The sequence below is a fragment of the Winogradskyella eximia genome (assembly GCF_003386165.1).
Taxonomy (GTDB): domain Bacteria; phylum Bacteroidota; class Bacteroidia; order Flavobacteriales; family Flavobacteriaceae; genus Winogradskyella; species Winogradskyella eximia.
Genome location: NZ_QRDV01000010.1, coordinates 19,185 through 44,913 on the forward strand (window position 1 = coordinate 19,185; position 25,729 = coordinate 44,913).

Sequence of the window (25,729 nt, forward strand, 5' to 3'; positions counted from 1 at the left end):
GTTTTAGATTATGGAATCCATTTTTTAGGAAAATTAGGCTTTCTTTTTTCTAAAAAGGCATCTCGTCCCTCTTTGGCTTCATCAGTCATATAAGCCAATCGTGTGGCTTCACCTGCAAATACCTGCTGACCCACCATACCATCATCTGTAAGATTCATAGCAAACTTCAACATTTTAATAGATGTTGGTGATTTTGCTAATATTTCTTGAGCCCATTCATAAGCTGTAGATTCTAATTCTTCATGAGGTATAACAGCATTTACCATTCCCATGTCAAAAGCTTCTTGAGCAGAGTAATTTCTTCCTAAGAAAAATATTTCTCTTGCTTTTTTCTGACCCACCATTTTAGCTAAATAGGCAGAACCATAACCGCCATCAAAACTGGTAACATCTGCATCCGTTTGTTTAAAAATTGCATGCTCTTTACTCGCTAAAGTTAAATCACAAACCACGTGTAAACTATGTCCTCCACCAACAGCCCAACCTGGTACAACTGCAATAACCGCTTTTGGCATAAAACGAATAAGACGTTGAACTTCTAAAATATTTAAACGATGGTAACCATCTTCACCTACATAACCTTGGTGGCCTCTTGCTTTTTGGTCTCCACCAGAACAAAAACTCCAAATTCCATCTTTAGTAGAAGGCCCTTCTGCACTTAAAAGCACAACTCCAATATTTACATCTTCGCCTGCATCGTAAAATGCATCGTATAATTCTGATGTTGTTTTTGGTCTAAATGCATTTCTTATATCTGGTCTATTAAATGCTATCCTAGCGACACCATTAGACTTCATATAAGTGATGTCTTCATAGGTTTTGGCTGTTATCCATTTTGGTTCGTTCATTCTCATAAATTTAGCTAACAAAAATACAGATTTTTAAATTACTTTTTAGAAATAAAACATCTAAACATTAACTCTAAAACGTATAACTATCTCATTATCATTTTCATGTGACTAACCCAAAAATAATGTGTCTAATAATAGGTCTACTTGTTTTAAGACCAATAATTTAGTGAATTTAAATCTTATTAGAAATGAGTATTATTAATACAGACTTATCAACTCAAATTATCAAACAGACAAAATCTGAAGTTGGTACAGTACACTACTTTAACCATCTCGCTGTAATAGAGTTTAATGAAGGTACACATATTGATTTTACAGCTGTTAGAAAAACGCTTAACGATTTACTAGACTATTTTGGAAAGACTAAACCATTTGGCTTAATAGCAAACAGAATTAATTCTTATTCTATCTCATTATTAGACCTAAAAGATGCGAGACAAGCCTTACCTAATTTAGCGGCTTATGGCATAGTGAGTTATACAAATGCTACAAGAATGAATGCCGAAATTGAAAGTAGTTTTTGCGAATGGAATGACATCTGTTTTAACAACTTACATCAAAGCATTAATTCTATCTACGAAAAAGTAATTAACCAGTCTAAAAGAACTTTAAACTAACCTAATTCCATCTGATTCAATAGTAATCTGACGTTCTTTATATAACGTGCCAATTGCTTTTTTAAAGCTTTTTTTACTCATTTGAAGATGTTTTTTTATGTCTTCTGGGCTAGATTTATCATGAAGCGGTAAAAAACCTCCATTATCTTGAAGTTCAAATAAAATATGCTCAGCGTTAGGTTCTATATTTCTATAACCTATTTGATTTAAAGAAATATCTAATTTATTATCTGGTCGTACTTTTTTAATAATACCTTTTAATCGATCGCCTACACTAATATCTTTATAAATATCATCGTTAAAGACCAAACCAAGATGCATTTTATTGACAATAACATTCATTCCTAATTCTGATGGATGCGAAACAATTAAATCTACTTCATCAAATTGAGCAACGGTTAATTCTTTATTATCTAAAAAATGATTGGTTTTACTTGATGCTACTAAACGTTCAGTTTCATCATCTAAATAACAATGTACTAAATACCAACCACCAGCTTTCATTTTAAAAGCTTGTTCTCTAAAAGGACAAAACAATTCCTTTACTAAACCCCAATCTAAAAATGCACCATATTCAGTAACTTGGTTACAACGCAATAAAGCAAAATCTCCTTTAATAATATAAGGATGATCTGTAGTTGCTACAGGTCTTTCTTCATTGTCTAAATAAACAAACACTTCAATCTTATCTCCTATCTCAAAAACCTTAGGCACATAACGATTTGGTAAAAGAACTTCACCTTCATTACCATCACCTAAAAACAATCCTGGTTCTGTATCTCTTAAAATTTCTAAAGTATTGTATTCGCCTAAGTTTATCATGCGACAAAGATATTAATATTTTTTATTACTTACTTAACTTAATTGGTCATCTGTACATTAAAAAATGTCTCTTAAATAACCATTAATAAATACCATTTTTCAATTAAACTTACAAGCCATAAGAAGTACAAAATTCAGTCAATATATTCTATTCGTATTATATTTACTACATTAGCTTATAATCATTAAAGACTCACTTTTTTTCTTACAACCATGAAAAAACTCATATTTATATTATTCATCTCATTAGTCGTATTTCCATCTTGCAAGGAAAATGCAAAAAAGAATGACGAAGTTATTACAACTTACTATTTAATTAGACATGCAGAAAAAGACCGTTCTGATGCTTCTAATAAAAACCCAGAGTTAACAGAACAAGGTTTAAAACGTGCCGAAAACTGGGCCAAACATTTTGAAGAGGTGCAATTTGATGCTATTTATTCTACGGATTACAATAGAACAAAACAAACAGCAATGCCAACAGCAAAGGCAAATAATCTTGAACTCCAATATTATAATCCTTTTAAAATAAAAATTGAAAAATTTATTGAGACAACAAAAGGAGAAACTGTACTCGTAGTAGGTCACAGCAATACAACTCCACAATTTGTAAATAAAATATTGGAAGAGTCAAAATATGAAGACATTGCAGATGATAACAATGCTAATTTATATAAAGTGACATTATCTAAAAATGGTAAGACTTCAGAATTATCAAAGGTTGATATCAACTAATTTAACTTCTACATTCTCCAGTTCTATTTTAGATAAAAGTTTAAGTTGATTATCTTCAAAAGCTTTTCCAAGATTTTCAAGTGCAATAGATGTGTCTTCAGACTTATAATTATTGTAATCTACAAAACGTAAACTATTAATGTAGCGTTCATTATAGGCTTCTCTAAATCGCATTCCTACTCCATCAATTTCATTATAGGAATACGCCAAATAATCAACCTTAAATGTTTTTATATCAATCCAATAGATGAAAATATCTTCAAAATCTTCGCCTCCGCCTACAGCATCAAATGTTACTTTTATTTTATAGTAGTCTTTATCTTTAATCTTTTCGTTTTCTAAAAGTGTTTTGTGCACAGCATCGTCATTTAAACCATAAGGTAAAACTGAAAAATAATGTACTGAATTTACTGAAGCTTCGTATTTCTTTGCAATTGAATCTTCAAGTTTTACAAAAGTTTTATTGTTATATCGCTCAAAACCAACATTGCTTAACATATCAAAAATAGAATCGTTACCATCTACATTCAACCTCACTAACAGAAACTCATTGTATTTACGTAATGCTTGGTAATATGTATCCCTAAATTCGAACTTAAGACTAGATCTTTTAAAATTTTCACCACCAGAAACTTCAATTGATTTATTAATAATATCAGTAGCCGTTAGTGATTTTTCTATCGTTGAAACATCATTCTTTATCTCATTTGACTTTTCGTTTTTACAACTAAAAACTAATATAAGAGCTAAGAAAAGGACATAATTCTTCATAATAAACATCTATTTATTTTGTAAAGTCGCAAAACTAAACTTAAGATTACAGAAAGGTCTTAAATTGGTCTTAAAGTACTTTTTCTTAATACAACTTTACCTTTTGTATTTGCTTCTAAAAAATATCCTGATTACAAAAAAACTTCAATCTTACTTTCATATCTTTGCCAACCATGCAAAAAACGGTAAACATATTAAATAAGAAGGCAAAATTTCAGTACGAGATATTAGATAAATATACGGCTGGAATTGTACTTACCGGAACTGAGATTAAATCTATCAGAACTGGCAAGGCTTCTATTGCCGAAAGTTTCTGTGAATTTAATGATAGAGACGAACTCTTTGTCATTAATATGACGGTTGAAGAATATGCATATGGCAATTATAACAACCACAGACCAAAAGCAGAACGCAAACTACTTCTCAACAAAAAAGAGCTTAAAAAGTTAAAAAAGGAAATGGATGTAAAAGGTATTGCTATCATTCCTTTACGCCTGTATACCAACGAAAAAGGTCTTGCTAAATTAGTTATTGCTATCGGAAAAGGTAAAAAACTCTACGACAAACGCGAAACGATTAAAGATCGTGATAATAAACGTAATTTAGATAGAATTAAGAAAGATTTCCGATAGTACTTATTAGAAATGAACAAGTTTATAATTTTATTTGTTTTAGCATTAAACTGCAGCTTCGCTCAAGACAGCAACCATTTAGAAATTAATCAAGAGTTTAAAATAAACCAAATTGTATATTTATTTGGAGATAATGTAAAATTAAGAAACTCACCTTCTATTGATTCTGAAGTAGTTAAATTATTGACCATTGGCGAACCTCTAAAAATTATAGAAAAGAGTTCTGAAACTTTTATGTATAACGGCATAAACTCGCCATGGTATAAAGTAGAACACAACAACCAACAAGGTTATGTTGTAGGTGGATTAATTTCAATAGTAGAAAAGAAAGATGATAATGTTAGATTTCTATTTGCTACAGAAATGGTTGATGAGAAATTGTACATTATTACAAGAGCCCTTTTAAATCCTAACACCGAATATGTTGAAAACAAATCAGAATTTCTTGGAAGCAACTACGGTTTTACTATAAATTTTTATAATAATCGAGGCGTCAAAAGCATTGATAATATTCTATTTATTAATTACCTCCCAGAATCTTGTGGAGCAAATTCTGGCGGATACTACCTCTTTTTAGACAATGACAACCTATATAAAGCCATTGATGTTCTTTCTAGTGCTGATATTGGTTTTTGGGAATCAGAGAACTTAATCTTCCCAGATGATCCTAATGGTGAAGAAGGCAAAATAATTTATTTTCAAGAACATGGACAATATTCAGAAATGGATAATCCTGAAAATGGACATACTTGGGAAAAGTCGAGCATAACTAAAGTGAATTTAAAATGGGTTAACCATAAGCTTCAACCCAACCCAAAAACCATTATCGAAAATATCAATAAAGAATAGTTTTTAACTACGCTTTAATACTACAGAATATCGGTTTTTTGTGATTTTATTTAACTAAAAATCATAATTTTAAGATTCCTATAACTTCTACCATTCTATTTTTAGTCTAAGTTTGGTGCAACCATTTGCAATTAATTTGCGTCTATTATAAATAAGTAACACAAGATTTTTTCAACTTTAGGCACAAAATTTGTGAACAGAAGTAAAATTCTAATCAAACTTTATTTTCATCAATCAATCTCTATGACTAAAAAACTACTCAGTGTTTTTCTAATTGCTATAAGTACATTAGTGTCCGCACAAATCACCGGAAATATTACAGACAGTAATAACGAACCACTTCCATTTGTAAATATCTTAATTGAGAATACTTATAAAGGCACAACAAGCAATGATGATGGTTATTATGAACTTAACATCTCAACACCAAAAACCTATACTATTGTCTACAGTTATTTAGGCTATAAAACGGTAAAGAGGAATATAACTATAGATAAATTCCCTTATCAATTAGATGTTACTTTAGCTGAAGAATCTGTTTCCCTTAATGAAGTTGTTATAGATTCTGAAATCGATCCTGCAATAGCTATAATGCGCCAAGCCATTGCACAACGAAAAGCCAATCTCGAAAAAATAAATTCTTATAAGGCCGATTTCTATTCTAGAGGCTTAATTAAAATTAAGGATGCTCCCGAAAAATTATTAGGTCAAGAAGTTGGCGATTTAGGAGGTGCTTTAGATTCTACTAGAAGTGGCATTATCTATTTATCAGAAACCATTTCTAAAATCCAGTTTTTATCTCCAGATAAGCTAAAAGAGAAAATTACAGCTTCAAAAGTAAGTGGTAACGACAATGGTTTTAGCTTTAATGCAGCACAAGATGTTGATTTTAATTTCTATAATAATACTATAGAATTTGGTAACGAAATTATTACTCCAATAGCAAACAACGCTTTTGGGTATTACCGTTTCAAGCTCGATGGTGTGTTTTACGATGATAGAGGAAACCTAATCAATAAAATTAAAGTGACACCAAAGCGTAAAAACGATCCTGTATTTTCTGGATATATTTATATTGTAGAAGACCAATGGGATATTTATGCTTTAGAACTAGATATTACAGGAACTCAAGCACGAATTCCCATCGTAGATATCATCTCATTACAACAAAACTTTTCATATTCTGAAACTAATGACATTTGGGCTAAAATCTCTCAAAGTATGGATTTTAGATTTGGAATGTTTGGCATTAAAGGTGATGGACGATATACTGCCGTTTATAGTAATTACGAATTTAATACAGGCCTCACTAGAAAAGATTTTAGTAGAGAAATTGTAGCTTTTGAAAAAGAAGCCAACAAAAAAGATTCCATTTTCTGGCAAACCATTAGACCTGTGCCATTGACTTTAGAAGAGCGTACCGATTATATAAAAAAGGATAGTCTTCAAACACTGCGAGAATCTAAACCTTATTTAGATTCTTTAGATCGCGCTAACAATAAATTCAAATTAGGAAATCTACTAGGTTACACCTATCAAAATTCACATAAGGATTATCGCTTAGGATTTGATATTCCTTTAATAGGTGGTGTTCAATTTAACACGGTTCAAGGATATGCTGCAAATGCTAATGTGTTTTATGTTAAAAATTATGATGATTATAAACGTTTTTTTAGAGCTAGTAGTAATATTCAATATGGTTTTTCGGATGAACGTTTACGTGCTACAGGTTCGCTTTCTTATAAATTTAACAGCATAAATAATGCCTATTTAAGTTTAACCGGTGGAGTTTCTACAGAACAGTTTAACTCCTCTAAACCTATTTCTCCATTAATAAATTCAGTAAGCACTTTGTTTTTTGAAGATAATTACATGAAATTATACGATAGAAGTTTTGTTGCCCTTAATTATTCCGAAGAACTATTTAATGGTATTAGTCTGTTCGCTGGTCTAAGTTATGAAAGACGCAAGGCGCTCTTCAACACAACGGATCAAACCTTTAGAAATGAAGAAAATGATGTTTATACCAGTAATAATCCTCTAGACGAAACTGCTTTTGGCGTTGCTCCTTTTAAAACACATAATATTATTAAAGGAAGCGTTACGGCACGTATAAATTTTGGTCAAGAATACCTAAGTTATCCTGATGCTAAATACAATGTAAGTAGCGACGATTACCCAACACTGTATTTGGGTTACGAAAAAGGTTTTGGTGCCACAGATAGCAATTATAATTTTGATCAAATAAAAGCGAGAATACAGCAAGCCTTTAATATAAAAGACAAAGGCAAGTTTATGTACAACCTAAAAGCTGGGAAATTTTTTAATGCAGATGATATTGCTTTTATGGATTACCAACATTTTAATGGAAACCAAACACATGTTAGCACAGAGGGTAATTATACTAATGTATTTAATAATTTAGATTATTACTCCGCAAGTACAAATGATGCTTATTTTGAAGGACATGTAGAACATGATTTTAACGGCTTTTTACTCGGAAAAGTGCCACTACTTAATAAATTGAATTTTAATTTAGTAGTTGGTGCGCACTTGTTAGCAACACCAGATTCTAAGCCTTATCAAGAATATTCCGTAGGACTTGATAATATTGGTTGGGGAAAATGGAGATTACTAAGAATAGATTATTTACGCTCTTACCAAAGCGGATTTCAAAGTGATGCCATTGTATTTGGTTTAAAATTCTTTTAACTTTATAGAATGAAAAAAATCACATACATATTATTATTGTTTTCAATAGCTGTAATTGCTCAAGAAAAAAAAGACTATAGCAAAAATGTTACAACATTAGACAGTACTATAGCTACTTTATATTCGGTGATTTCTGGAGATAAAGGTGAGGCACGTAATTGGGAGTTGTTTAAACACCTTTTTAAAAAAGAGGCCAAACTTATTGCTACAGGAAAAAACAAAAAAGGAGAAAGTGTTTTGCGCTACATGTCACCAGATGATTATATTAAATCCTCCGGAAAATGGCTGGTAGATAATGGTTTTCATGAAGTAGAAATAAAACGAGAAACACAAACTTTTGGAAACATAGCTCACGTTTTTAGTACCTATGAAGCATTTAAGAGTAAAGACGAAGAACAACCTTTTATGCGTGGCATAAACAGTATTCAATTATTCAATGATGGAAAACGCTGGTGGATTGTTAACATTTATTGGATGCAAGAATCTCAAGAAAATCCGATTCCTGAAATGTATTTGCCTTCAAACTAATCATTAAATAGAATACATTTTGTCTATTCGAGTGAAATTGTTTTTTTAAACTCTTTTATATTGAGAATCATATTAGCGATGATACAAATTCTCGATACAATTTTAATGTGTTTAAATCATTCTAACAGACATCATTCATTCATAATAAGCCATAACTTATTTAAGTTCTAATATATTCGTGTTACTTTTAAGAACATTATACAAAACAATCAAAAGATGATAATCTCACCAAAATCAATTTCAACATTAGTAATAGCTTTAACAATTTCAATTATTAGTTACGCACAAGACACTAAAGAAAAAATAGGTCCTATTTTTAAAGATGGTGAAGCGCAGATTGTAGAAGCCTTTAGTGATTCGGATAAATGGATACGACACGATTTATGGGTAGAAACAGAATTTGATACCGATGGTGATGGCCAACCAGATCGTATGCACGTTGCTGTAACTCGACCAGAACAAACAGAAACTGAAGGTTTAAAACTGCCAATAATTTACGTCTCTAGTCCTTACTTTGCTGGTGTTGCGGGTGATGCTCCCGGAATTATGTGGGACGTTGATATCGAATTAGGTGAAACAGCAAAAGAACGTGTGCACCCAGAAGTTACGCGTCGTGGAAAACGTCCAATTATTTCAAACTCTCATATTAGAAAATGGGTGCCAAGAGGTTATATCGTTGTACATTCTTCTTCGCCAGGAACAGGATTATCTGACGGAGCACCAACTATTGGTGGGAAAAATGAATCGTTAGCACCAAAAACAGTCATCGATTGGTTGTGTGGACGTGCAAAAGGTTATACCGAAAGACAAGGCAGCAAAGAAGTAAAAGCATATTGGTCTACAGGAAAAGTTGGTATGACAGGTACATCTTATAACGGAACGTTACCTCTAGCAGCTGCAACCATTGGAGTTGAAGGTTTGGAAGCAATTATTCCTATTGCTCCAAACACCTCTTATTATCATTATTACCGTTCTAACGGTTTGGTACGTTCACCAGGTGGTTATTTAGGTGAAGATATTGATGTATTATATGATTTTGTACACAGTGGAAAAGAAGAAAATCGTGCTTATAACAACAGAACCATAAGAGATACCGAAATGAAAAATGGTATGGATAGAGAGACTGGTGATTATAACGATTTTTGGGCAGGAAGAGATTACCTTAATCAAATGGACAACATGAAAGCTGCGTTACTAATGTCGCATGGTTTTAATGATTGGAATGTGATGCCAGAACATAGCTACCGTATTTATAAAGCTGCCAAAGAGAAAGGATTACCAACTCAAATATACTATCATCAATTAGGACATGGTGGACCACCTCCTATGACTATGATGAACCGTTGGTTTACAAAGTATCTTCATGGCATTGATAATGGTGTCGAAAAAGAAGAAAACAAAGCTTATATCGTAAGAGAGAATGATGATAACCAACAACCTACAGCTTATAAAGATTATCCAAATCCTGAAGCTTCTGATGTCACATTTAACCTAACGGCAGGAGGAGTAATGTCTGGTGGTTTAACGCTTAATTCTGGTTCTAAAAAAGATGAAACTCTCTCTGACGATGCAGCAATTTCTGGTAGTGAACTTGCTAAAGTAGCCTACTCTAAAAATAGACTATTATATGTAACTCCTAAGTTAAAAAATGATCTTCATATTTCAGGTGTTACCAAAGTGAGTATCACGTTATCTAGCGATAAACCTGCTGCAAATCTTTCAGTTTGGTTAGTTTCTTTACCTTGGCAAGTAGGAGAAAAAATTACCGACAACATTATTACACGTGGTTGGGCAGATCCTAAAAATCATAAATCATTAACGGAAGAAGAATATTTAAAACCTGGACAATTTTATACCGTAAATTTCGATTTACAACCAGATGATCAAATCATTAAAGCCGGACAACAAATTGGTTTTATGATCTTTTCTAGTGATAAAGAATTTACCTTACACCCAAAAGCAGGCACAAAATTGACTATTAAATTAGATAAGACGACGTTGACTTTACCCGTTGTTGGTGGAAAAGAAGCTTTTACGAAGGCAACTAATTAGTATTGTTTTAGTTTTTGTTTCTATAATTGAAGTCGTTTAATTCTTATCCTCTAACATTGGTACAAATCTAAAATCGCCAAATTCATGTTTTTCAAATTCCTTTGGTCCTTTTCTAATAAATAAGGTCATTATCTGTACATCATCACCAACAGGTATAACTAAACGTCCACCAATAGCCAATTGACTTAACAACGGATTTGGTACAAAAGGTGCACCTGCAGTTACAATAATACTTTGAAATGGAGCCTCGTCTGGTAACCCTTTATAGCCATCACCAAAGATGAGTTTTTTTGCTCTGTAACCAATTTTTGGTAAAAACTTAGACGTCTTTTTAAACAATTCTTGCTGACGTTCAATACTAAAAACTTTAGCGCCAAGTTCTAAAAGCACAGCGGTTTGATAGCCACTACCTGTACCTATTTCTAAAATAGTATCACCAGGTTGCACTTGTAATAATTCGGATTGAAAAGCCACAGTATAAGGTTGAGAAATGGTTTGGTCTGCAGCAATAGGAAATGCTTTATCTTGGTAGGCATGGTCTATAAAACCAGAATCCATAAACAAATGTCTCGGAATTTTGCCAATGGCCTTTAAAACTCCTTTATCTTTTATTCCTTTTTTTTTCAGCGTATCAACAAGTTGCTGTCGCATTCCTTGATGCTTAAATGTATCTTTCAAAGCGTAGTTTAGTTTACGCTAAATTAATTTAAAGAAGCAGAAATTCAAAGAAAGAATTTAATCTTTATTTTATTATCAATTTCGCAGTATTTTATATTTTCTTTTTTCAATTTCTGAGCGAAAACGCCTATTTTTGTTAAAAACAGAAAAACATGCTAAAAGCTGGTGTTCTTGGTGCTGGTCACCTAGGTAAAATACATTTAAGGTTACTCAACCAATCTCATAAATATGATCTTGTCGGTTTTTACGATGCAGATGCTGAAAACGCTAAACGTGTCGTTGAAGAATTTGGTTATAAATATTTTGATTCTATTGACGATTTAATAGAAGCTGTAGATGTTGTTGATATTGTAACTCCTACCCTGTCGCATTACGATTGCGCAAAAAAAGCCATAAAAAAAGGAAAACATATTTTTATAGAAAAGCCTATTACTAATACTGTTGAGGAAGCCGAAACCATTAGAACTTTGGTTGCTGAACATGGTGTAAAAGGTCAAGTTGGCCATGTTGAGCGTTTTAATCCTGCATTTATTGGAGTTAAAGATCAGATAAAAAATCCGATGTTTATAGAATGTCATAGATTGGCTGAATTTAATCCTCGTGGTACAGATGTGCCTGTGGTTTTAGATTTAATGATTCACGATATTGATATTATTCTCAGTGTAGTAGATTCTACTGTAAAACAAATTTCAGCGAGTGGAGTTTCTGTAGTTAGTGATACTCCAGATATTGCCAATGCTCGTATTGAATTTAAAAATGGTTGTGTAGCTAATTTAACAGCAAGTAGAATTTCATTAAAGAATATGCGTAAAACACGCTTCTTTCAGAAAGATGCTTATATCTCTGTAGATTTTCTTGAAAAGAAATGTGAAGTGGTGAAAATGAAAGATGCTCCAGAACAACCTGGTGATTTTGATATGATACTTCAAAACGCAGAAGGCATTAAAAAACAAATCTATTTTGATAACCCTGAAATAGCAAACAACAATGCCATTTTAGACGAATTAGAGACTTTTGCTGATGCCATAAATAACAATACTAAGCCAATTGTAACACTACATGATGGCACAGAAGCGTTACGCGTTGCAAATATGATTATAAATCAATTTTAATGATTAAAAAAACTATAGTCCTTACCTTTTTCTGTTTTTACACTCTGTTTTCATTTAGTCAAGACAAAAATCAAAATCCCGATTTAATGACCTTGGTCAAGGACTTGATAAAAACTGAAAAAACAGGTCAAAATATGAAACAAGTTTGGTGGCTACCTAATATCTATTGGGAAGTTGCTTTAAAAGATAGTCCACTTGGATCTCAAGGTCTAATTGATGAGATTAATTCCATTTTTAAAGACTATTCTCTTTTTGTGATACTAGATGCAGAATTAACAGCATTTTCTGGTATTAATAAAAATGAAATTTCAAATTTAGAATTAAAAGTTAATGGTAAAACTTTAAAACCTCTAGAGTCTTATTCTGATGACATACAAGGAATGATTAATGCTCTAAGGCCTATGTTTAGTAAAATGCTTGGTGAAGTTGGTGAAAACATAGAGTTTTTTGTTTTTGACAATTCTTTTGAAAATGCCATTTCTCCATTAAAAGAATCTCAATTTAGTCTTAATTTTAATGATTCTAATTTTGAATATAACTTACCATTATCTTCCTTAGTAAGTGAAAAAATATGTCCCGTTGATAATAAAAGACACAATGGTAGCTGGAAGTATTGTCCATTTCATGGAGAAACATTAATACAAGACAATTAATCTAAAATTATTATCCTTTTAATAAATATTAAAGCATGAAAAATATAGCAGTTATAGGTGCAGGCACTATGGGAAATGGAATTGCACACACGTTTGCACAATCAGGATTTAATGTACAACTTATAGATATTAGTGAAGCATCTCTAAAACGAGGCATGGATACTATTTCTAGAAACTTAGATCGTATGGTTGCTAAAGAAAAAATTAGCGAAGCAGACAAATCTGAAACTTTAGGAAATATTAAAACATTTACGAGTACTGAAGAAGGTGTAAAAAATGCTGATTTAGTGGTCGAAGCAGCAACCGAAAATATCGATTTAAAGTTAAAAATCTTTAAACAACTAGATGAAGTTTGTGGAGAAAATACAATTCTATCTACAAACACCTCTTCTATCTCTATTACTCAAATTGCAGCATTAACGTCTAGACCTGAAAAAGTGATTGGCATGCATTTTATGAATCCTGTGCCAATTATGAAATTGGTAGAAATTATTAGAGGATACAGTACAAGTGACGAAGTGACTTCTACAATCATGGAATTATCTAAAACGTTGGGTAAAGTACCAACAGAAGTTAATGATTATCCTGGTTTTGTAGCTAACCGTATTTTAATGCCAATGATAAACGAATCTATAGAAACGCTCTATAATGGTGTTGCTGGTGTTGAAGAAATTGATACCGTAATGAAATTAGGAATGGCACATCCAATGGGACCATTGCAATTGGCAGATTTTATTGGTTTAGATGTTTGTTTATCTATTCTTAACGTAATGTACGATGGCTTTAAAAACCCTAAATATGCACCTTGCCCTTTATTAGTTAACATGGTTATGGCTGGTAAATTAGGTGTAAAATCGGGTGAAGGTTTTTATGATTATTCTGAAAGTAGAAAAGCAGAAAAAGTGGCCAAGCAGTTTATGAAGTAAACTATTTTAGTCTAAAATTTTGCTATGAAGTATCTAGTAATTTATTGTTTACTTAGTCTTGTCTTTTGGTCTTGTAAAGATCAATCAAAAGCTAATGAAACAATAAGTTCTAAATTAAAAGAGACTTCAATAGATACTTTATCAACTTTTCAAGAGAAAGCTAATTATAAAACTCGGTTAAAAGAAGATTCTACTTTTATAGCTAAAGGTTTTGATTTCCCTGTGGGCAAACCAAATGCTAATGGTTACTATAATGCTCAAAAGTTTAAAGAAAATAACCACTTAGGAGATGATTGGAATGGACTTGGTGGTGGAAATTCGGACTTAGGTGATCCTATTTATTCTATAGCAAATGGCTATATTAGTGAAGCTAAAGATTATAAAGGTGGTTGGGGAAATGTTATAAGAATTGTTCATTTTTATAACAATAAATTCTATGAGTCTCTTTATGCGCATTGCGATTCTATGTTGGTATCTCCCAATCAGTTTATCAAAAAAGGTGAGCAAATTGCTACTATTGGTAATTGCAATGGCACATATTATGCGCATCTGCATCTCGAAATTAGAAATGATGTTGACTTAGATATTGGTGATGGCTATTCAACAGACACAACTGGATACTTAAACCCTACCGATTTTATTAAAAAAAACAGAAACTAAAGTGGTAAAAATAATTCCGTTTAAAGCCGTAAAACCAACTAGAGCTATTGTTGGTCTTGTTGCTTCACGTCCTTATCAAAGTTATACTTTAGATGAACGTGAATCTAGAATGGCATATAATCCATATAGTTTTCTTCATGTTGTAAATCCTGGTTACAAATATGCTCAAGAAGTTACAGGAGAAGAACGTTACAAACTTGTAAAAAACCGCTATTTAGAATTTAAAGAAGAAGGTGTTTTTGTTAAGGATAAAAAACCTTCATTTTATGTGTACAAAATTGTCAATCGTCATGGGCAAGAATTCAGCGGAATCATTGCGGCAACAAGTGCTGAAGATTATGAGAATGACATTATAAAAAAGCACGAAGATACTATTGCCAAACGTGAAGAAACTTTTAAAACATATATTCAAACTGTAGGTTTTAATGCTGAGCCTGTTTTATTAACCTATCCAGATAATGCTGTTATTGCAAACATTATAAAAGAAACACAAAAAGGTTATGCAGAATTTGAATTCACCATGACCTATAAAGACACGCATTATTTATGGAAAATTGATGCCGAAGACATTATAAATACTATTCAAGAAGAATTCAAAAAAATGAAAACGGTTTATATTGCAGATGGTCATCATAGATCGGCTTCATCTTACCTTTTATACAAAGATGAAATGGTAAAAAACTCAAATCATAATGGCAGTGAATCTTACAACTTTTTTATGTCATTTTTAATTCCTGAATCTAATTTGGTAATTCACGAATTTAATAGACTTATTAAAGATCTCAATGGTTTAACCAAAGAAGAATTCCTAATTAAACTTGATGGATTTTATCGTATTGAAAATAGAGGTATAATACCTTACAATCCATCTAAACCGCATCATTTTAGTATGTATTTAGATGGTGAATTTTATTCTCTTTATTTAAGAAAAACGGCTTTTGAATTTAAAACTGCATTAGATGAACTAGATGCTCAATTATTGTATAAAACAATCCTTCAGCCTATTTTAAATATTAACGATTTAAGACACGATAACCGTATTTCTTACGTTAATGGTCGACACGAAATGGTTACCATAAAAAGTAGCGTAGATAGTGGCGAATTTAAAGTTGGTTTTGGGATGTGCCCATCTAATGTAGAACAGATGAAACAAATTGCAGATCAAGGCTTAACTATGCCACCAAAAAGCACCTATATTCTGCCAAAATTGAGAAGTGCAATTACAATTTATGAGTATTAGAACCAAAACTAGTAATATCTAAGGACATAATATTTCAAAATATAGAAACGAATCAATGAGTATTAAAACAAATTTAGAGGATATTAAAGCTACAATACCAGAACACGTCACTTTGGTCGCAGTATCTAAAACGAAACCTGTTTGTGATTTAATGGATGCCTATAATGCAGGACAACGCATTTTTGGTGAAAACAAAATCCAAGAAATGGCTGATAAATATGCAGAAATGCCAAAAGATATTGAATGGCATATGATTGGTCATGTTCAGCGAAACAAAGTGAAATATATGGCTGAATTTGTAAGTTTAATTCATGGTGTCGATAGCTTTAAATTATTAAAAGAAATAGATAAACAAGCCAAAAACCACGTTAGAATTATTAAGTGTTTACTTCAAATTAAAATTGCTGAAGAAGACAGCAAATTTGGAATGTCAGTTAGCGACGCCTCTACCCTTTTACAATCAGATGCCTTTTCTGAATTAAAAAACATAAAGGTTGTTGGCCTCATGGGAATGGCAACTTTTACAGATAATATGACACAAGTTGAAAATGAATTTAAATTCTTAAACAACACGTTTTCAGAACTTAAAAACACTAATCCTGACCTAGAAATTAAAAGTATGGGAATGAGTGGTGATTATCAATTAGCAATTGAATGTGGAAGTACAATGGTTCGCGTAGGAAGTAGTATCTTTGGTGCCAGAAATTATAATAATTAGTTGACTGATGCGTCTCAGTTTTCTTACTTTGACAAACCAATAACAATAAATAACGTAACGTTATATACGCAATACTAGACATAGAAACCACAGGTGGCAAGTACAATGAAGAAGGAATTACAGAAATTGCTATCTATCAATTTGATGGTCATAAAGTAACCGATCAATTTATTTCATTGGTTAATCCTGAACGAGATATTCAACCCTTTGTTGTTAATCTTACCGGTATAAATTCTAACATGCTTAAAAATGCACCAAAATTTTATGAGGTGGCTAAACGCATTGTAGAAATTACCGAAGACTGCATAATAGTAGCACATAATTCTTCTTTTGACTATAGAATTCTAAAAACCGAATTTAAACGTTTAGGCTTTCCTTTTAAAAGAAAAACACTTTGTACTGTTGAGCTTTCAAAACAACTTATTCCAGATATGGCATCGTATAGCTTAGGTAAGCTAACGCGTGCTTTGGGTATACCTATGAGCGATAGACACCGAGCAAATGGAGATGCCATGGCAACGGTGAAATTGTTTAAAATGCTACTCTCAAAGGATTTAGATAAAGTTATTGTTAAAGATGCCATTAAAGTAGAACAGAAATCTAAAATGGCTCCTAATCTTAATTCTATTATTGAAGAAATGCCTTCAGATACTGGCGTTTATTATATTCATAATAGCGAAGGAGACATTATTTATATTGGCAAAAGCAACAATATAAGAAAGCGAATTATTCAACATTTTACGGGTACAAATTCTAAGTCTAAAAAAATACAAAGATTAGTAAATACTGTAACTTACGAAAAAACAGGAAGCGAATTAGCGGCATTACTTAAAGAAAGTGCTGAAATAAAAAAGAACAAACCTATTTTTAATAGAGCATTAAGGAGAACTATATTTACGCATGCGCTCTACAGTTCAATTGATGATAATGGCTATATAAATTTATCCATTGACAAATCTAATAGAGAGGAAACACCTATTACAACATTTAGTACAAGAGCTAGTGGAAAGCATTTTTTGTTTAAAGCTGTTGAAGAATATAATTTATGTCAAAAGCTCACAGGTTTATACCAAACAAAAACCAGTTGCTTTAAATTTGATGTAAAAGAATGCCAAGGAGCTTGTATTAATGAAGAGCCTATAGACCTTTACAATAAAAAAGTTACAAGTCTTATTGAAAAATACACCTATAACAGTAAGAATATTCTAATTATTGATAAAGGAAGAGCCATTGAAGAAAAAAGTGTGTTTTTAATAGAAAATGGCATATTTAAAGGCATGGGATTCTTTGATTTAAATCATCAAATAAATAATAAAAAAATACTATCCTCTCTAATAACGCCTATGGATAATGATAGAGACACTCAACATATCATTCAGAGTTATATGCGGAGAAATAAAAGGCTTAAAATTATAGATTTAAATAATAATTAATGAAAATAAAGTTTTTAATAATTGCCATTTCTTTATCATGTTTTAGCTTCTCTCAAGATTACAATGCTACAATGTCAGTTCATAAAAATGAATTAAAACTTACTAGTTATGTAAAAGACTCAACTGCTAGTGCATTAGTTATTTACGACTATGGTAACAGCTATGTAGATAAAAACACATTTTGGTTAAGAACAGAAATTAAACAAAAAATTAAAATCCTAAGAACCAATGGTATTGAGAGAGGAGAATTTGAGATAAAACTTTATAAAGGAAAATCGTCAGAAGAAAAAATTAAATCAATAAAAGGTACAACTTATAATCTAGATAACGATAGGATTATAAAAACAGAGTTAACTGAAGATGCTATTTTTGAAGAGGAAAATGACGACTACAAACTAGTGAAATTTGTGTTACCAAATGTAAAAGTAGGCAGCATAATTACGGTAAGTTACGAAACTCAATCTCGTTTTATGACCAAGTTTCAACCTTGGTATTTTCAGGGGCAAGATCCCGTACTTTATAGCGAATATAACACCAGTATTCCAGGTAACTACGAGTATCATATTAAGCTTGTGGGTACACTACCATTTGATACACATGATAAAAGATTAGAAAAAAGATGTATTGAAGGGAGAGCAAATTCTTACGCAGATTGTGCAGTTTCAAAGTATGTAATGAAAGATATACCTGCATACAAACCTGAAGCTTTTACAACTACATCTTTAAATTACACTTCTAGAATTGAATACGAACTAAGTGTAATAAAAGGTTTTGATGGTAGTATTAATAAATATACTAAAAATTGGGACGTTGTAGACAGGGAACTGAAAACGGACAAAGATTTTGGAAAACAAATAGGAAAAAAAAGTCTTGTAAAAAACATCTTACCAAATTCAATCTCTATTATAGAAGATCACTTAACTAAAGCAAATGCCATCTATCAGTTTGTATTAAATAATTATAAATGGAATGGTAAATCTGAACGTTACGATGTCTCAGTTAAAAACTTAATCAAAGAAAAAGTGGGTAGTGTTTTCGAAATTAATTTATTATTAGAAAATCTATTAACAAGCGAAGGTTTTAAAACATTCCCTGTCTTAATGTCAACAAGAGGCAATGGTTTTGCTACAAAAATATATCCTGTTCTCTCCGATTTTAATTATGTTATTGTAAAAACAACCATACAGGGAAAAGACTATTTTTTGGATGCTACAGACCCTTACCATTCATTCGGAGAATTACCTTTTAGGTGTTTAAACCAATACGGACGATTGATTGATTTTGATAATGAAAGTCATTGGGAACCTATTAATGTGAATGGTTTTTCAGCAAGAACACATCGTGTAGAAGTTGTTTTATCTGAAGATGATTTAATTTCAGGAAATATAAAAAGTAATTTCACTTCTTACCATTCAAACAAATTTAAGCAGCAGTATGACGAAAATCCTGTTGATTACATTGACAATAAGGCGAATAACTATAACAACATAATCATTACTGACCATGAAGTCCTAGATTTTGATAAAACACAACCTAAATTTAGTGAAAGTATCGATTTTTCTATTGAACCAGAATATATTGGCAATAAAATTTATCTAAATCCATTTATAATAAAGTTTTTTGAAGAAAATCCTTTTAAGTTACAAGAAAGAACCTACCCTATAGATTTTGGATTTAAAGACATCTATACGTATAGTTTAAAAATAGATGTAAATGATAGTTTTAAAATTTTAGAAAATCCTACAAGCATGCAATATGCATTACCTGAAAACGCAGGAAGTTTAATATTTAATACAGAATCAAAAAACAACCAAATCGTTGTATATTTTAAAGTTAAATTTAATAATACCTTATATTCAAGAGAATTTTACCCTTATCTAAAAACCTTTATGGATAAGGTGGTAGAAATTCAAAATAATACAGTTATCGTTTTAGAAAAACAATAATTTTACTTTTCGTATTTTTAAGACATGGAATCAAATCAAAAACATAATTGGAAAACTATACTTCATGAAATAATTTATGAAGCCGACACACCAGCTGGAAAAAGGTTTGATGTACTATTATTAATCTTTATTTTACTTAGTATTTTACTTGTAATGCTAGAGAGTGTTGCTAGTATTGATAAGGAATATCACCAATTATTATATATTGGAGAATGGATTGTAACCATTTTATTTTCAATTGAATACATTTTAAGAATTGTAAGTGTAAAAAAACCAGTAAAATATATCTTTAGTTTTTTTGGTATTATTGACTTCTTATCAACCATTCCGATGTACCTCGCATTCTTATTTGGAGGAGCACAAGCATTAGTTACTTTAAGAGCCTTACGCTTACTTAGGGTTTTTAGAATTTTAAAACTTGCTCGTTATTTAGGTGCTTCTAATCAATTAAAAGATTCCATAATTGCTAGTAGAGTTAAGATTCTCGTTTTTCTATTTGCGGTAATGGTTTCCTCAATAATTTTTGGAACAATTATGTACCTAGTTGAAGGAGAGGTTAATGGTTTTGATAACATTCCAAAAAGCGTATACTGGTGTATTGTTACATTAACTACTGTAGGTTTTGGAGACATTGCTCCACAAACGCCTTTAGGGCAATTTATAACTACTTTCATTATGATTTTAGGTTATGGTATTATTGCTGTACCAACCGGAATTGTATCTGCAGAATACACTAAAAGCAGCCTTAAAGCTGATGAAGCAAATGCTAAAACAGTAACTCCTGACATTGAAGATTTACACATGAACTCGCAATGCTGTATAAACTGTTTAGATACTAAGCACCAAGATGGTGCAGAATATTGTCACAAATGTGGACATAAAATGCATCATGACTCATAATAAAACGCTTATTTCTATAGTTGGCCCTACAGCCATTGGTAAAACAGCTTTAAGTATTAAACTAGCTCAACATTTTAATACTGAAATAATTTCAGCTGATTCTAGACAATTTTTTAAGGAAATGTCTATTGGCACAGCAGTTCCGTCACAAGAGGAATTAAAAGGTGCTCCTCATCATTTTATTCAACATCAATCTATAAAAGATAATTTTAATGTTGGTGATTTTGAACGTGCTGCAATTTCAAAAATTAAAGAATTACATCAAATAAATTCTACGCTTGTAATGGTTGGTGGTTCTGGGTTGTATGTAAAGGCTGTAACAAAAGGTTTAGATTATTTCCCTGAAGTGGATTCTAGTATACGAACAAATCTTAATTTAGAATTTGAAAATGATGGTTTGGCTAATTTGCAGGAGCAACTAAAAAAATTAGATCCGCAAGCTTATAAATCCATTGCAATAGATAATCCGCAACGTGTTATTAGAGCTCTTGAAATTTGTATAGGTACAAAAAAACCGTACTCTTCATTTCTAACCAATCCTGAAAAACAACGTGATTTTAGAACAATCTCTATTGGATTAAATGCAGAACGCTCCATTATTTACGACAGAATTAATCAGCGTGTTGATATAATGATTGAAAATGGCCTATTAGAAGAAGCTGAATCCTTATTTCCATACAAACACCTTAATGCCTTAAATACAGTTGGCTACAAAGAACTATTCGCATATTTTGAAGGTAACTCTACATTAGATTTTGCAATTTCTGAAATTAAGAAAAATACAAGGCGCTTTGCTAAACGACAATTGACCTGGTTTAGAAAAGATGATTCTATAAAATGGTTTGATTTTGAAACTGATACTAAAGAAATTATAAAATATATTGAGAGCTATAAATAAGCTTATTCAATATTCAAATAATATCTTAAAAAAAATCCAGCTCAAAGAACTGGATTTTAAAACTATATAGAATTTACTAATTATTTATCGGTATTTATGACTAATCTAAAACCTTCGCCATGAATGTTTAAAATTTCAACATTAGGATCTGGTTTTAAGTATTTACGCAATTTTGCAATATAAACATCCATACTTCGAGACGTAAAATAGTTATCATCTCTCCATATTTTTGTCAATGCTAACTCTCTTGGCATTAAGTCATTTTCATGTAAAGCTAATAGGCGTAATAACTCGTTTTCTTTTGGTGATAATTTAGTAGGATCACCTCCGTCAAACTTTAAAAAACGTAATTTAGAGTTAAGATCAAAACGACCAATCTTAAATTCAAATTGTTTACTGTCTGCTACAGAATCTGTTGCCTTACGTTGAATAATAGCCTTAATTTTCATTAATAATACTTCACTATCAAACGGCTTGTTAAGATAATCATCTGCTCCAACCTTATAACCTTTAAGTACATCTTCTTTCATTGCCTTAGCAGTTAGGAAAATAATTGGCACATCTGTATTCTTTTCTCTTATTTCTTTAGCTAAAGTAAATCCATCCTTATATGGCATCATTACGTCTAAAATACATAGATCATAATCATCTTTTTTAAACTTTTCGAAGCCTTCCATACCATTTTTAGCATGTACAACGTCGTAATCGTTCATCATTAAATAATCTTTTAAAACGGTTCCAAAATTTGGATCGTCTTCTACCAAAAGTATTTTTTTATTTTGCTCTTCCATAATTCGTTTTTTATGATATTAACGGCATCTTTATAATAAAAGTACTGCCTTTTCCTTTTTCACTTTCTACTGATATATGACCTTGATGGTCTTCTACTATTCTTTTTACATAAGCCAAACCAAGCCCATGTCCCTTTACATTATGCACATTTCCTGTATGCTCTCTATAAAACTTTTCAAACACACGTTTCGCAACAGCTTTAGTCATTCCATTACCTTGATCAGATATTTTTAAAATAATATTATTACCAACATTTTCGGTATACACATCTATTTTTGGTGCCTCATCCGAATATTTAATAGCATTATCTAATATATTCACAATCACATTGGTGAAGTGCGTTTCATTTGCTAATACAGATGATTTATCTGCATTTAAATGTGTTTTTACATAACCTTGTCTATCTTCTACTATTAACTCTACATGTGTAATAGCATCTTCTATTAAGTCGTGTAACTCATAACGTTCCTTACTAATGTTCAGTTCATTTTTATCTAATTTAGAAATACGTAATACATTTTCTACCTGTGCATGCATTCGTTTATTCTCTTCTTTTATCATTCCTAAATAACGCAGAACCTTTTCTTGGTCATTGAGTATTTTAGGATTTTTAATAGAGTCTAAAGCCAAATTAATAGTTGCTATTGGTGTTTTAAATTCATGTGTCATGTTATTAATAAAGTCCGTCTTAATCTGTGAAATCTGACGTTGTCTAATTAATTGATAAATGGCACTTCCATAAGCAATAATTATAATACTTGTAAATACTATTGAAAGTACAATCATCTTTATAATGGATGAGAATAGGTATTTTTTTCTTTCCGGAAACTCTACCCATAAATTATAGCTACTTTCATTATTATTATCTAAAAAAACCGGTACACCTCTAAAATCATTTTCTTTGTTGAAATTTTCAGTTTGTACTTTAGTCGCTAAATCATTATCATAAATCGCAAATTCAAAATCTAAATCTATGCCTTCATTTTTTAATTCTCTCCTTAATATGGTTTCAACCTGTTGGGCTGAAATTCTTAAATAAACAGGTTTGTCCTTTAATAAAGTTTTAAATGTATCTTCATACATTTGTTTATCTAGAGCTGTTAAAGAAGAATATTCTTTTAATCTTGTTTCAGGATCTATTCGTCTATTTCCATCAATTTTTACATTATTATAAGTATCAGTTACACGAGCACTGAATAGCTTACTCACACTAAAACTATCTGCATCAATCTCATCGAACATTGATGGCACCTTGTAAAGCTCTTCAAAAACAGTATTAAAATGAACTATTTTTTTATCATTAATATCATCTTCAGTAGCTATAAATAATTCTTTTATAATAGAAGAACTGGCTTTATTCTCATTATTTAAATAAGGTCGAAGCTTCTGAAGATAATCTCTATACTCACTCTCGGCAATAGAATTAGAGGTTAAACTTAAAGCTCTTGTAACACTTAAAGTAAAATTCTTCTTTTCATTCTCTATACTATTGTTTATAAAAAATGACTGCACAAAAATGATACCTATTAAAGATAAACTCATTAAGACTATCAATAATATAAATAGCTTTTTACTCATTAGCCAAATTTAACATTTTAACATTTAGTACAAATTAGGTTTAACCTAACGTTAACAAAAGAAAACTATAAATTATACTTTTATTTTTTTGAGGATCTCTTTATGGATTTTAAAGACTTGTTTCTTAGCGTCTTCTAGATCATTGTTTAAAATAACAAAGTCAGACTTCTTAATCTTTTCAGCATCAGACAGCTGATTTTTAATAATTGATTTTACCTTTTCTTCTGAAGAGTTATCACGTTTTATAACGCGTTGTATTCTCAATGCTTCGTCTGCAACAACGGTTATGATGTAATTGTATTGGTTTTCAAGATTATTTTCAAATATTATTGCAGCTTCCTTTATCACATAATCTGCATTTTGTTTTTTAAGCCATCGCTTAAAATGCGCTGCTACTTTTGGATGCACAATAGCATTCATTTTTGAAAGTACCGACCTATCATTAAAAATTTGTGAAGCTAAGTATGGTCTATTTAACGTACCATCTTTATATGCGTCGCTACCAAACAAATCTATTAGTTTTCGTCTAATAACTTTAGATCTATTCATTAATGCCTTAGCCTCTGCATCTGCAATATAAACAGGCACACCAATAGACTGAAAACATTTTAAAATTGTTGTTTTACCACTTCCTATTCCTCCTGTTAATCCTACTACTACCATTTATAATTTAATGAAGTCTATTCGTTTTTGTTTAATATTTATATGTTTTACAAAATCTGGTTTATTAACCACTTTAGGTACTAAATAAGTTTGATTCTCTTCCAATTCAGCATAATCACACTCTACTTTAAAGTCTGAAGCGTTTACTGCATTATAATTTTCTAAATCTACGTAATAAGAAATACTTACTGTTTTTGGAAAATAATTAATGGTAACATTATTGGGTTGATGAGTTATGGTTAAAGGTATATCTACAGTTCCTTCTGTAAAACGAGCTACTTCGGCAGATACCATAATTGATTTCGGAAATATTTCGATATTCTGATAATCTGATATATCTAATTTTAAACTTTTATTAATCTTGCTGTTAATATCCTTTAAAACCAAATCTTCAGTAGTTATGGTATTAATTTTATTGACTTCAGAAGCTGCACCTACAATTTTCACACTATCTGTATCAAATTTAAAGTCTCCTTTTAAATCATAACCAACAGCATAATTAATAGTCTGTTTTAAAGTTATCGGAACCTTTTTTGAAGCGCGTTTAGAATATGAAATTAGAAGCGTATCTGGTAAAACAGAAACCAAATCATAGGAATTCCCTAATTGACTTTCAATAAGAAATTTATGTTTTTGTACATCAAATATAAAATGATTTGATTTTACCGTAACATCCTTTTTAGCGTTTACTTGAAGTACTTTAGAATTTTTGAACATTAGAGGCACTAAAGCAAAACCTTTAGCTTCAACATACGCAATGATGTAATTGGATGAGTCATTTTTTAATAAAATTTCGTCTTCAAAACCAACCAAATTTACTTTAAGCTTTATAGTTTGTTTATAGTCATTTGATAACTTAGATATAATTAAAAATACAAATGAAATGGCAAAGAACAGACTAAAACGTTTTACGCTTCTCTTTTTTAACTGGTCTATTATGTTCATTTTCTTCTTTGAATTCAT

The 25,729-nt window shown here is 31.0% G+C and carries 25 protein-coding genes; 17 read left to right on the forward strand and 8 right to left on the reverse strand.

Annotated features, from left to right (window positions below; translation table 11 throughout):
• Positions 1 to 8 precede the first annotated feature (8 nt).
• Positions 9 to 848 (reverse strand): 1,4-dihydroxy-2-naphthoyl-CoA synthase, encoded by an 840-nt coding sequence (locus DFQ10_RS17085; protein ID WP_115818663.1) that lies wholly within the window; start codon positions 846 to 848, stop codon positions 9 to 11.
• A gap of 191 nt (positions 849 to 1,039) precedes the next feature.
• Here DFQ10_RS17085 and DFQ10_RS17090 point away from each other — a divergent pair, with 191 nt between their 5' ends.
• Positions 1,040 to 1,468: a hypothetical protein gene (locus DFQ10_RS17090; protein WP_115818664.1), complete on the forward strand. Its 429-nt coding sequence runs from the start codon at positions 1,040 to 1,042 to the stop codon at positions 1,466 to 1,468.
• On the opposite strand, the gene DFQ10_RS17095 is transcribed toward DFQ10_RS17090, so the two are convergent.
• Positions 1,460 to 2,290: a CvfB family protein gene (locus DFQ10_RS17095; RefSeq protein ID WP_115818665.1), complete on the reverse strand. Its 831-nt coding sequence runs from the start codon at positions 2,288 to 2,290 to the stop codon at positions 1,460 to 1,462. The genes DFQ10_RS17090 and DFQ10_RS17095 overlap by 9 nt on opposite strands.
• Before the next feature lie 213 nt (positions 2,291 to 2,503).
• Between DFQ10_RS17095 and DFQ10_RS17100 the strand changes: the two genes are divergently transcribed.
• Complete coding sequence (locus tag DFQ10_RS17100) at positions 2,504 to 3,025, forward strand: SixA phosphatase family protein (protein ID WP_115818666.1); 522 nt, start codon at positions 2,504 to 2,506, stop codon at positions 3,023 to 3,025.
• Here DFQ10_RS17100 and DFQ10_RS17105 read toward each other — a convergent pair.
• Positions 3,005 to 3,796: a DUF6503 family protein gene (locus DFQ10_RS17105; protein WP_115818785.1), complete on the reverse strand. Its 792-nt coding sequence runs from the start codon at positions 3,794 to 3,796 to the stop codon at positions 3,005 to 3,007. The genes DFQ10_RS17100 and DFQ10_RS17105 overlap by 21 nt on opposite strands.
• A gap of 173 nt (positions 3,797 to 3,969) precedes the next feature.
• On the opposite strand from DFQ10_RS17105, the gene smpB reads away from it, so the two are divergent.
• The 5 genes from smpB (at position 3,970) to DFQ10_RS17130 (ending at position 10,569) form a co-directional block, all read left to right on the forward strand.
• Positions 3,970 to 4,428 carry an SsrA-binding protein SmpB gene (gene smpB, locus DFQ10_RS17110; protein WP_115818667.1) on the forward strand — a complete coding sequence of 153 codons (459 nt, stop codon included), beginning with the start codon at positions 3,970 to 3,972 and terminating at the stop codon, positions 4,426 to 4,428.
• A gap of 12 nt (positions 4,429 to 4,440) precedes the next feature.
• Positions 4,441 to 5,277, forward strand: coding sequence for an SH3 domain-containing protein (locus DFQ10_RS17115; RefSeq protein WP_115818668.1), 837 nt, complete (start codon positions 4,441 to 4,443; stop codon positions 5,275 to 5,277).
• A gap of 243 nt (positions 5,278 to 5,520) precedes the next feature.
• On the forward strand, positions 5,521 to 7,989 hold the full coding sequence (locus DFQ10_RS17120) for a DUF5686 and carboxypeptidase regulatory-like domain-containing protein (RefSeq protein ID WP_115818669.1): 2,469 nt from the start codon (positions 5,521 to 5,523) through the stop codon (positions 7,987 to 7,989).
• 9 nt (positions 7,990 to 7,998) lie between these two features.
• A complete protein-coding gene (locus tag DFQ10_RS17125; RefSeq protein ID WP_115818670.1) occupies positions 7,999 to 8,517 on the forward strand; it encodes a hypothetical protein in 519 nt (172 codons plus the stop codon).
• A gap of 216 nt (positions 8,518 to 8,733) precedes the next feature.
• Complete coding sequence (locus DFQ10_RS17130; RefSeq protein ID WP_115818671.1) at positions 8,734 to 10,569, forward strand: Xaa-Pro dipeptidyl-peptidase; 1,836 nt, start codon at positions 8,734 to 8,736, stop codon at positions 10,567 to 10,569.
• 36 nt (positions 10,570 to 10,605) lie between these two features.
• Here the strand turns inward: DFQ10_RS17130 and DFQ10_RS17135 are convergent, their stop codons facing one another.
• The gene (locus DFQ10_RS17135; RefSeq protein WP_115818672.1) at positions 10,606 to 11,247 is read right to left on the reverse strand and encodes a protein-L-isoaspartate(D-aspartate) O-methyltransferase; all 642 of its coding nucleotides are present in this window, start codon (positions 11,245 to 11,247) and stop codon (positions 10,606 to 10,608) included.
• Positions 11,248 to 11,399: 152 nt separating this feature from the next.
• Between DFQ10_RS17135 and DFQ10_RS17140 the strand changes: the two genes are divergently transcribed.
• From DFQ10_RS17140 to miaA, 10 genes are all read left to right on the forward strand, one after another.
• Positions 11,400 to 12,359: a Gfo/Idh/MocA family protein gene (locus DFQ10_RS17140; RefSeq protein WP_115818673.1), complete on the forward strand. Its 960-nt coding sequence runs from the start codon at positions 11,400 to 11,402 to the stop codon at positions 12,357 to 12,359.
• A 134-nt stretch (positions 12,360 to 12,493) separates the two neighbouring features.
• Positions 12,494 to 13,012: a hypothetical protein gene (locus tag DFQ10_RS17145; RefSeq protein WP_147299243.1), complete on the forward strand. Its 519-nt coding sequence runs from the start codon at positions 12,494 to 12,496 to the stop codon at positions 13,010 to 13,012.
• Between the two features lie 35 nt (positions 13,013 to 13,047).
• Positions 13,048 to 13,938, forward strand: a complete 891-nt coding sequence (locus DFQ10_RS17150) for a 3-hydroxyacyl-CoA dehydrogenase family protein (protein WP_115818675.1) — start codon at positions 13,048 to 13,050, stop codon at positions 13,936 to 13,938.
• A 24-nt stretch (positions 13,939 to 13,962) separates the two neighbouring features.
• Positions 13,963 to 14,598: a M23 family metallopeptidase gene (locus DFQ10_RS17155; protein ID WP_115818676.1), complete on the forward strand. Its 636-nt coding sequence runs from the start codon at positions 13,963 to 13,965 to the stop codon at positions 14,596 to 14,598.
• A gap of 1 nt (position 14,599) precedes the next feature.
• A complete protein-coding gene (locus DFQ10_RS17160; protein ID WP_115818677.1) occupies positions 14,600 to 15,838 on the forward strand; it encodes a DUF1015 domain-containing protein in 1,239 nt (412 codons plus the stop codon).
• Between the two features lie 55 nt (positions 15,839 to 15,893).
• Positions 15,894 to 16,556 carry a YggS family pyridoxal phosphate-dependent enzyme gene (locus DFQ10_RS17165; RefSeq protein WP_115818678.1) on the forward strand — a complete coding sequence of 221 codons (663 nt, stop codon included), beginning with the start codon at positions 15,894 to 15,896 and terminating at the stop codon, positions 16,554 to 16,556.
• A 62-nt stretch (positions 16,557 to 16,618) separates the two neighbouring features.
• Positions 16,619 to 17,989, forward strand: a complete 1,371-nt coding sequence (locus DFQ10_RS17170; RefSeq protein ID WP_115818679.1) for an exonuclease domain-containing protein — start codon at positions 16,619 to 16,621, stop codon at positions 17,987 to 17,989.
• Positions 17,989 to 19,935 (forward strand): DUF3857 domain-containing protein, encoded by a 1,947-nt coding sequence (locus DFQ10_RS17175; RefSeq protein ID WP_115818680.1) that lies wholly within the window; start codon positions 17,989 to 17,991, stop codon positions 19,933 to 19,935. The genes DFQ10_RS17170 and DFQ10_RS17175 overlap by 1 nt, the downstream gene beginning before the upstream one ends.
• A gap of 24 nt (positions 19,936 to 19,959) precedes the next feature.
• Positions 19,960 to 20,835 carry an ion transporter gene (locus DFQ10_RS17180; protein WP_115818681.1) on the forward strand — a complete coding sequence of 292 codons (876 nt, stop codon included), beginning with the start codon at positions 19,960 to 19,962 and terminating at the stop codon, positions 20,833 to 20,835.
• Entirely contained in the window at positions 20,825 to 21,733 is a 909-nt protein-coding gene (gene miaA, locus DFQ10_RS17185; protein WP_115818682.1) for a tRNA (adenosine(37)-N6)-dimethylallyltransferase MiaA, read from the forward strand. Before DFQ10_RS17180 ends, miaA begins: the two co-directional genes overlap by 11 nt.
• An 80-nt stretch (positions 21,734 to 21,813) precedes the next feature.
• On the opposite strand, the gene DFQ10_RS17190 is transcribed toward miaA, so the two are convergent.
• The 4 genes from DFQ10_RS17190 to DFQ10_RS17205 form a co-directional block, all read right to left on the reverse strand.
• Positions 21,814 to 22,524 (reverse strand): response regulator transcription factor, encoded by a 711-nt coding sequence (locus DFQ10_RS17190; RefSeq protein ID WP_115818683.1) that lies wholly within the window; start codon positions 22,522 to 22,524, stop codon positions 21,814 to 21,816.
• 10 nt (positions 22,525 to 22,534) lie between these two features.
• Positions 22,535 to 24,103 carry a sensor histidine kinase gene (locus tag DFQ10_RS17195; RefSeq protein WP_245940760.1) on the reverse strand — a complete coding sequence of 523 codons (1,569 nt, stop codon included), beginning with the start codon at positions 24,101 to 24,103 and terminating at the stop codon, positions 22,535 to 22,537.
• 72 nt (positions 24,104 to 24,175) lie between these two features.
• Complete coding sequence (gene coaE, locus DFQ10_RS17200) at positions 24,176 to 24,766, reverse strand: dephospho-CoA kinase (RefSeq protein WP_115818685.1); 591 nt, start codon at positions 24,764 to 24,766, stop codon at positions 24,176 to 24,178.
• The gene (locus DFQ10_RS17205; RefSeq protein ID WP_181897664.1) at positions 24,767 to 25,711 is read right to left on the reverse strand and encodes a CdaR family protein; all 945 of its coding nucleotides are present in this window, start codon (positions 25,709 to 25,711) and stop codon (positions 24,767 to 24,769) included.
• Between the last annotated feature and the right edge of the window lie 18 nt (positions 25,712 to 25,729).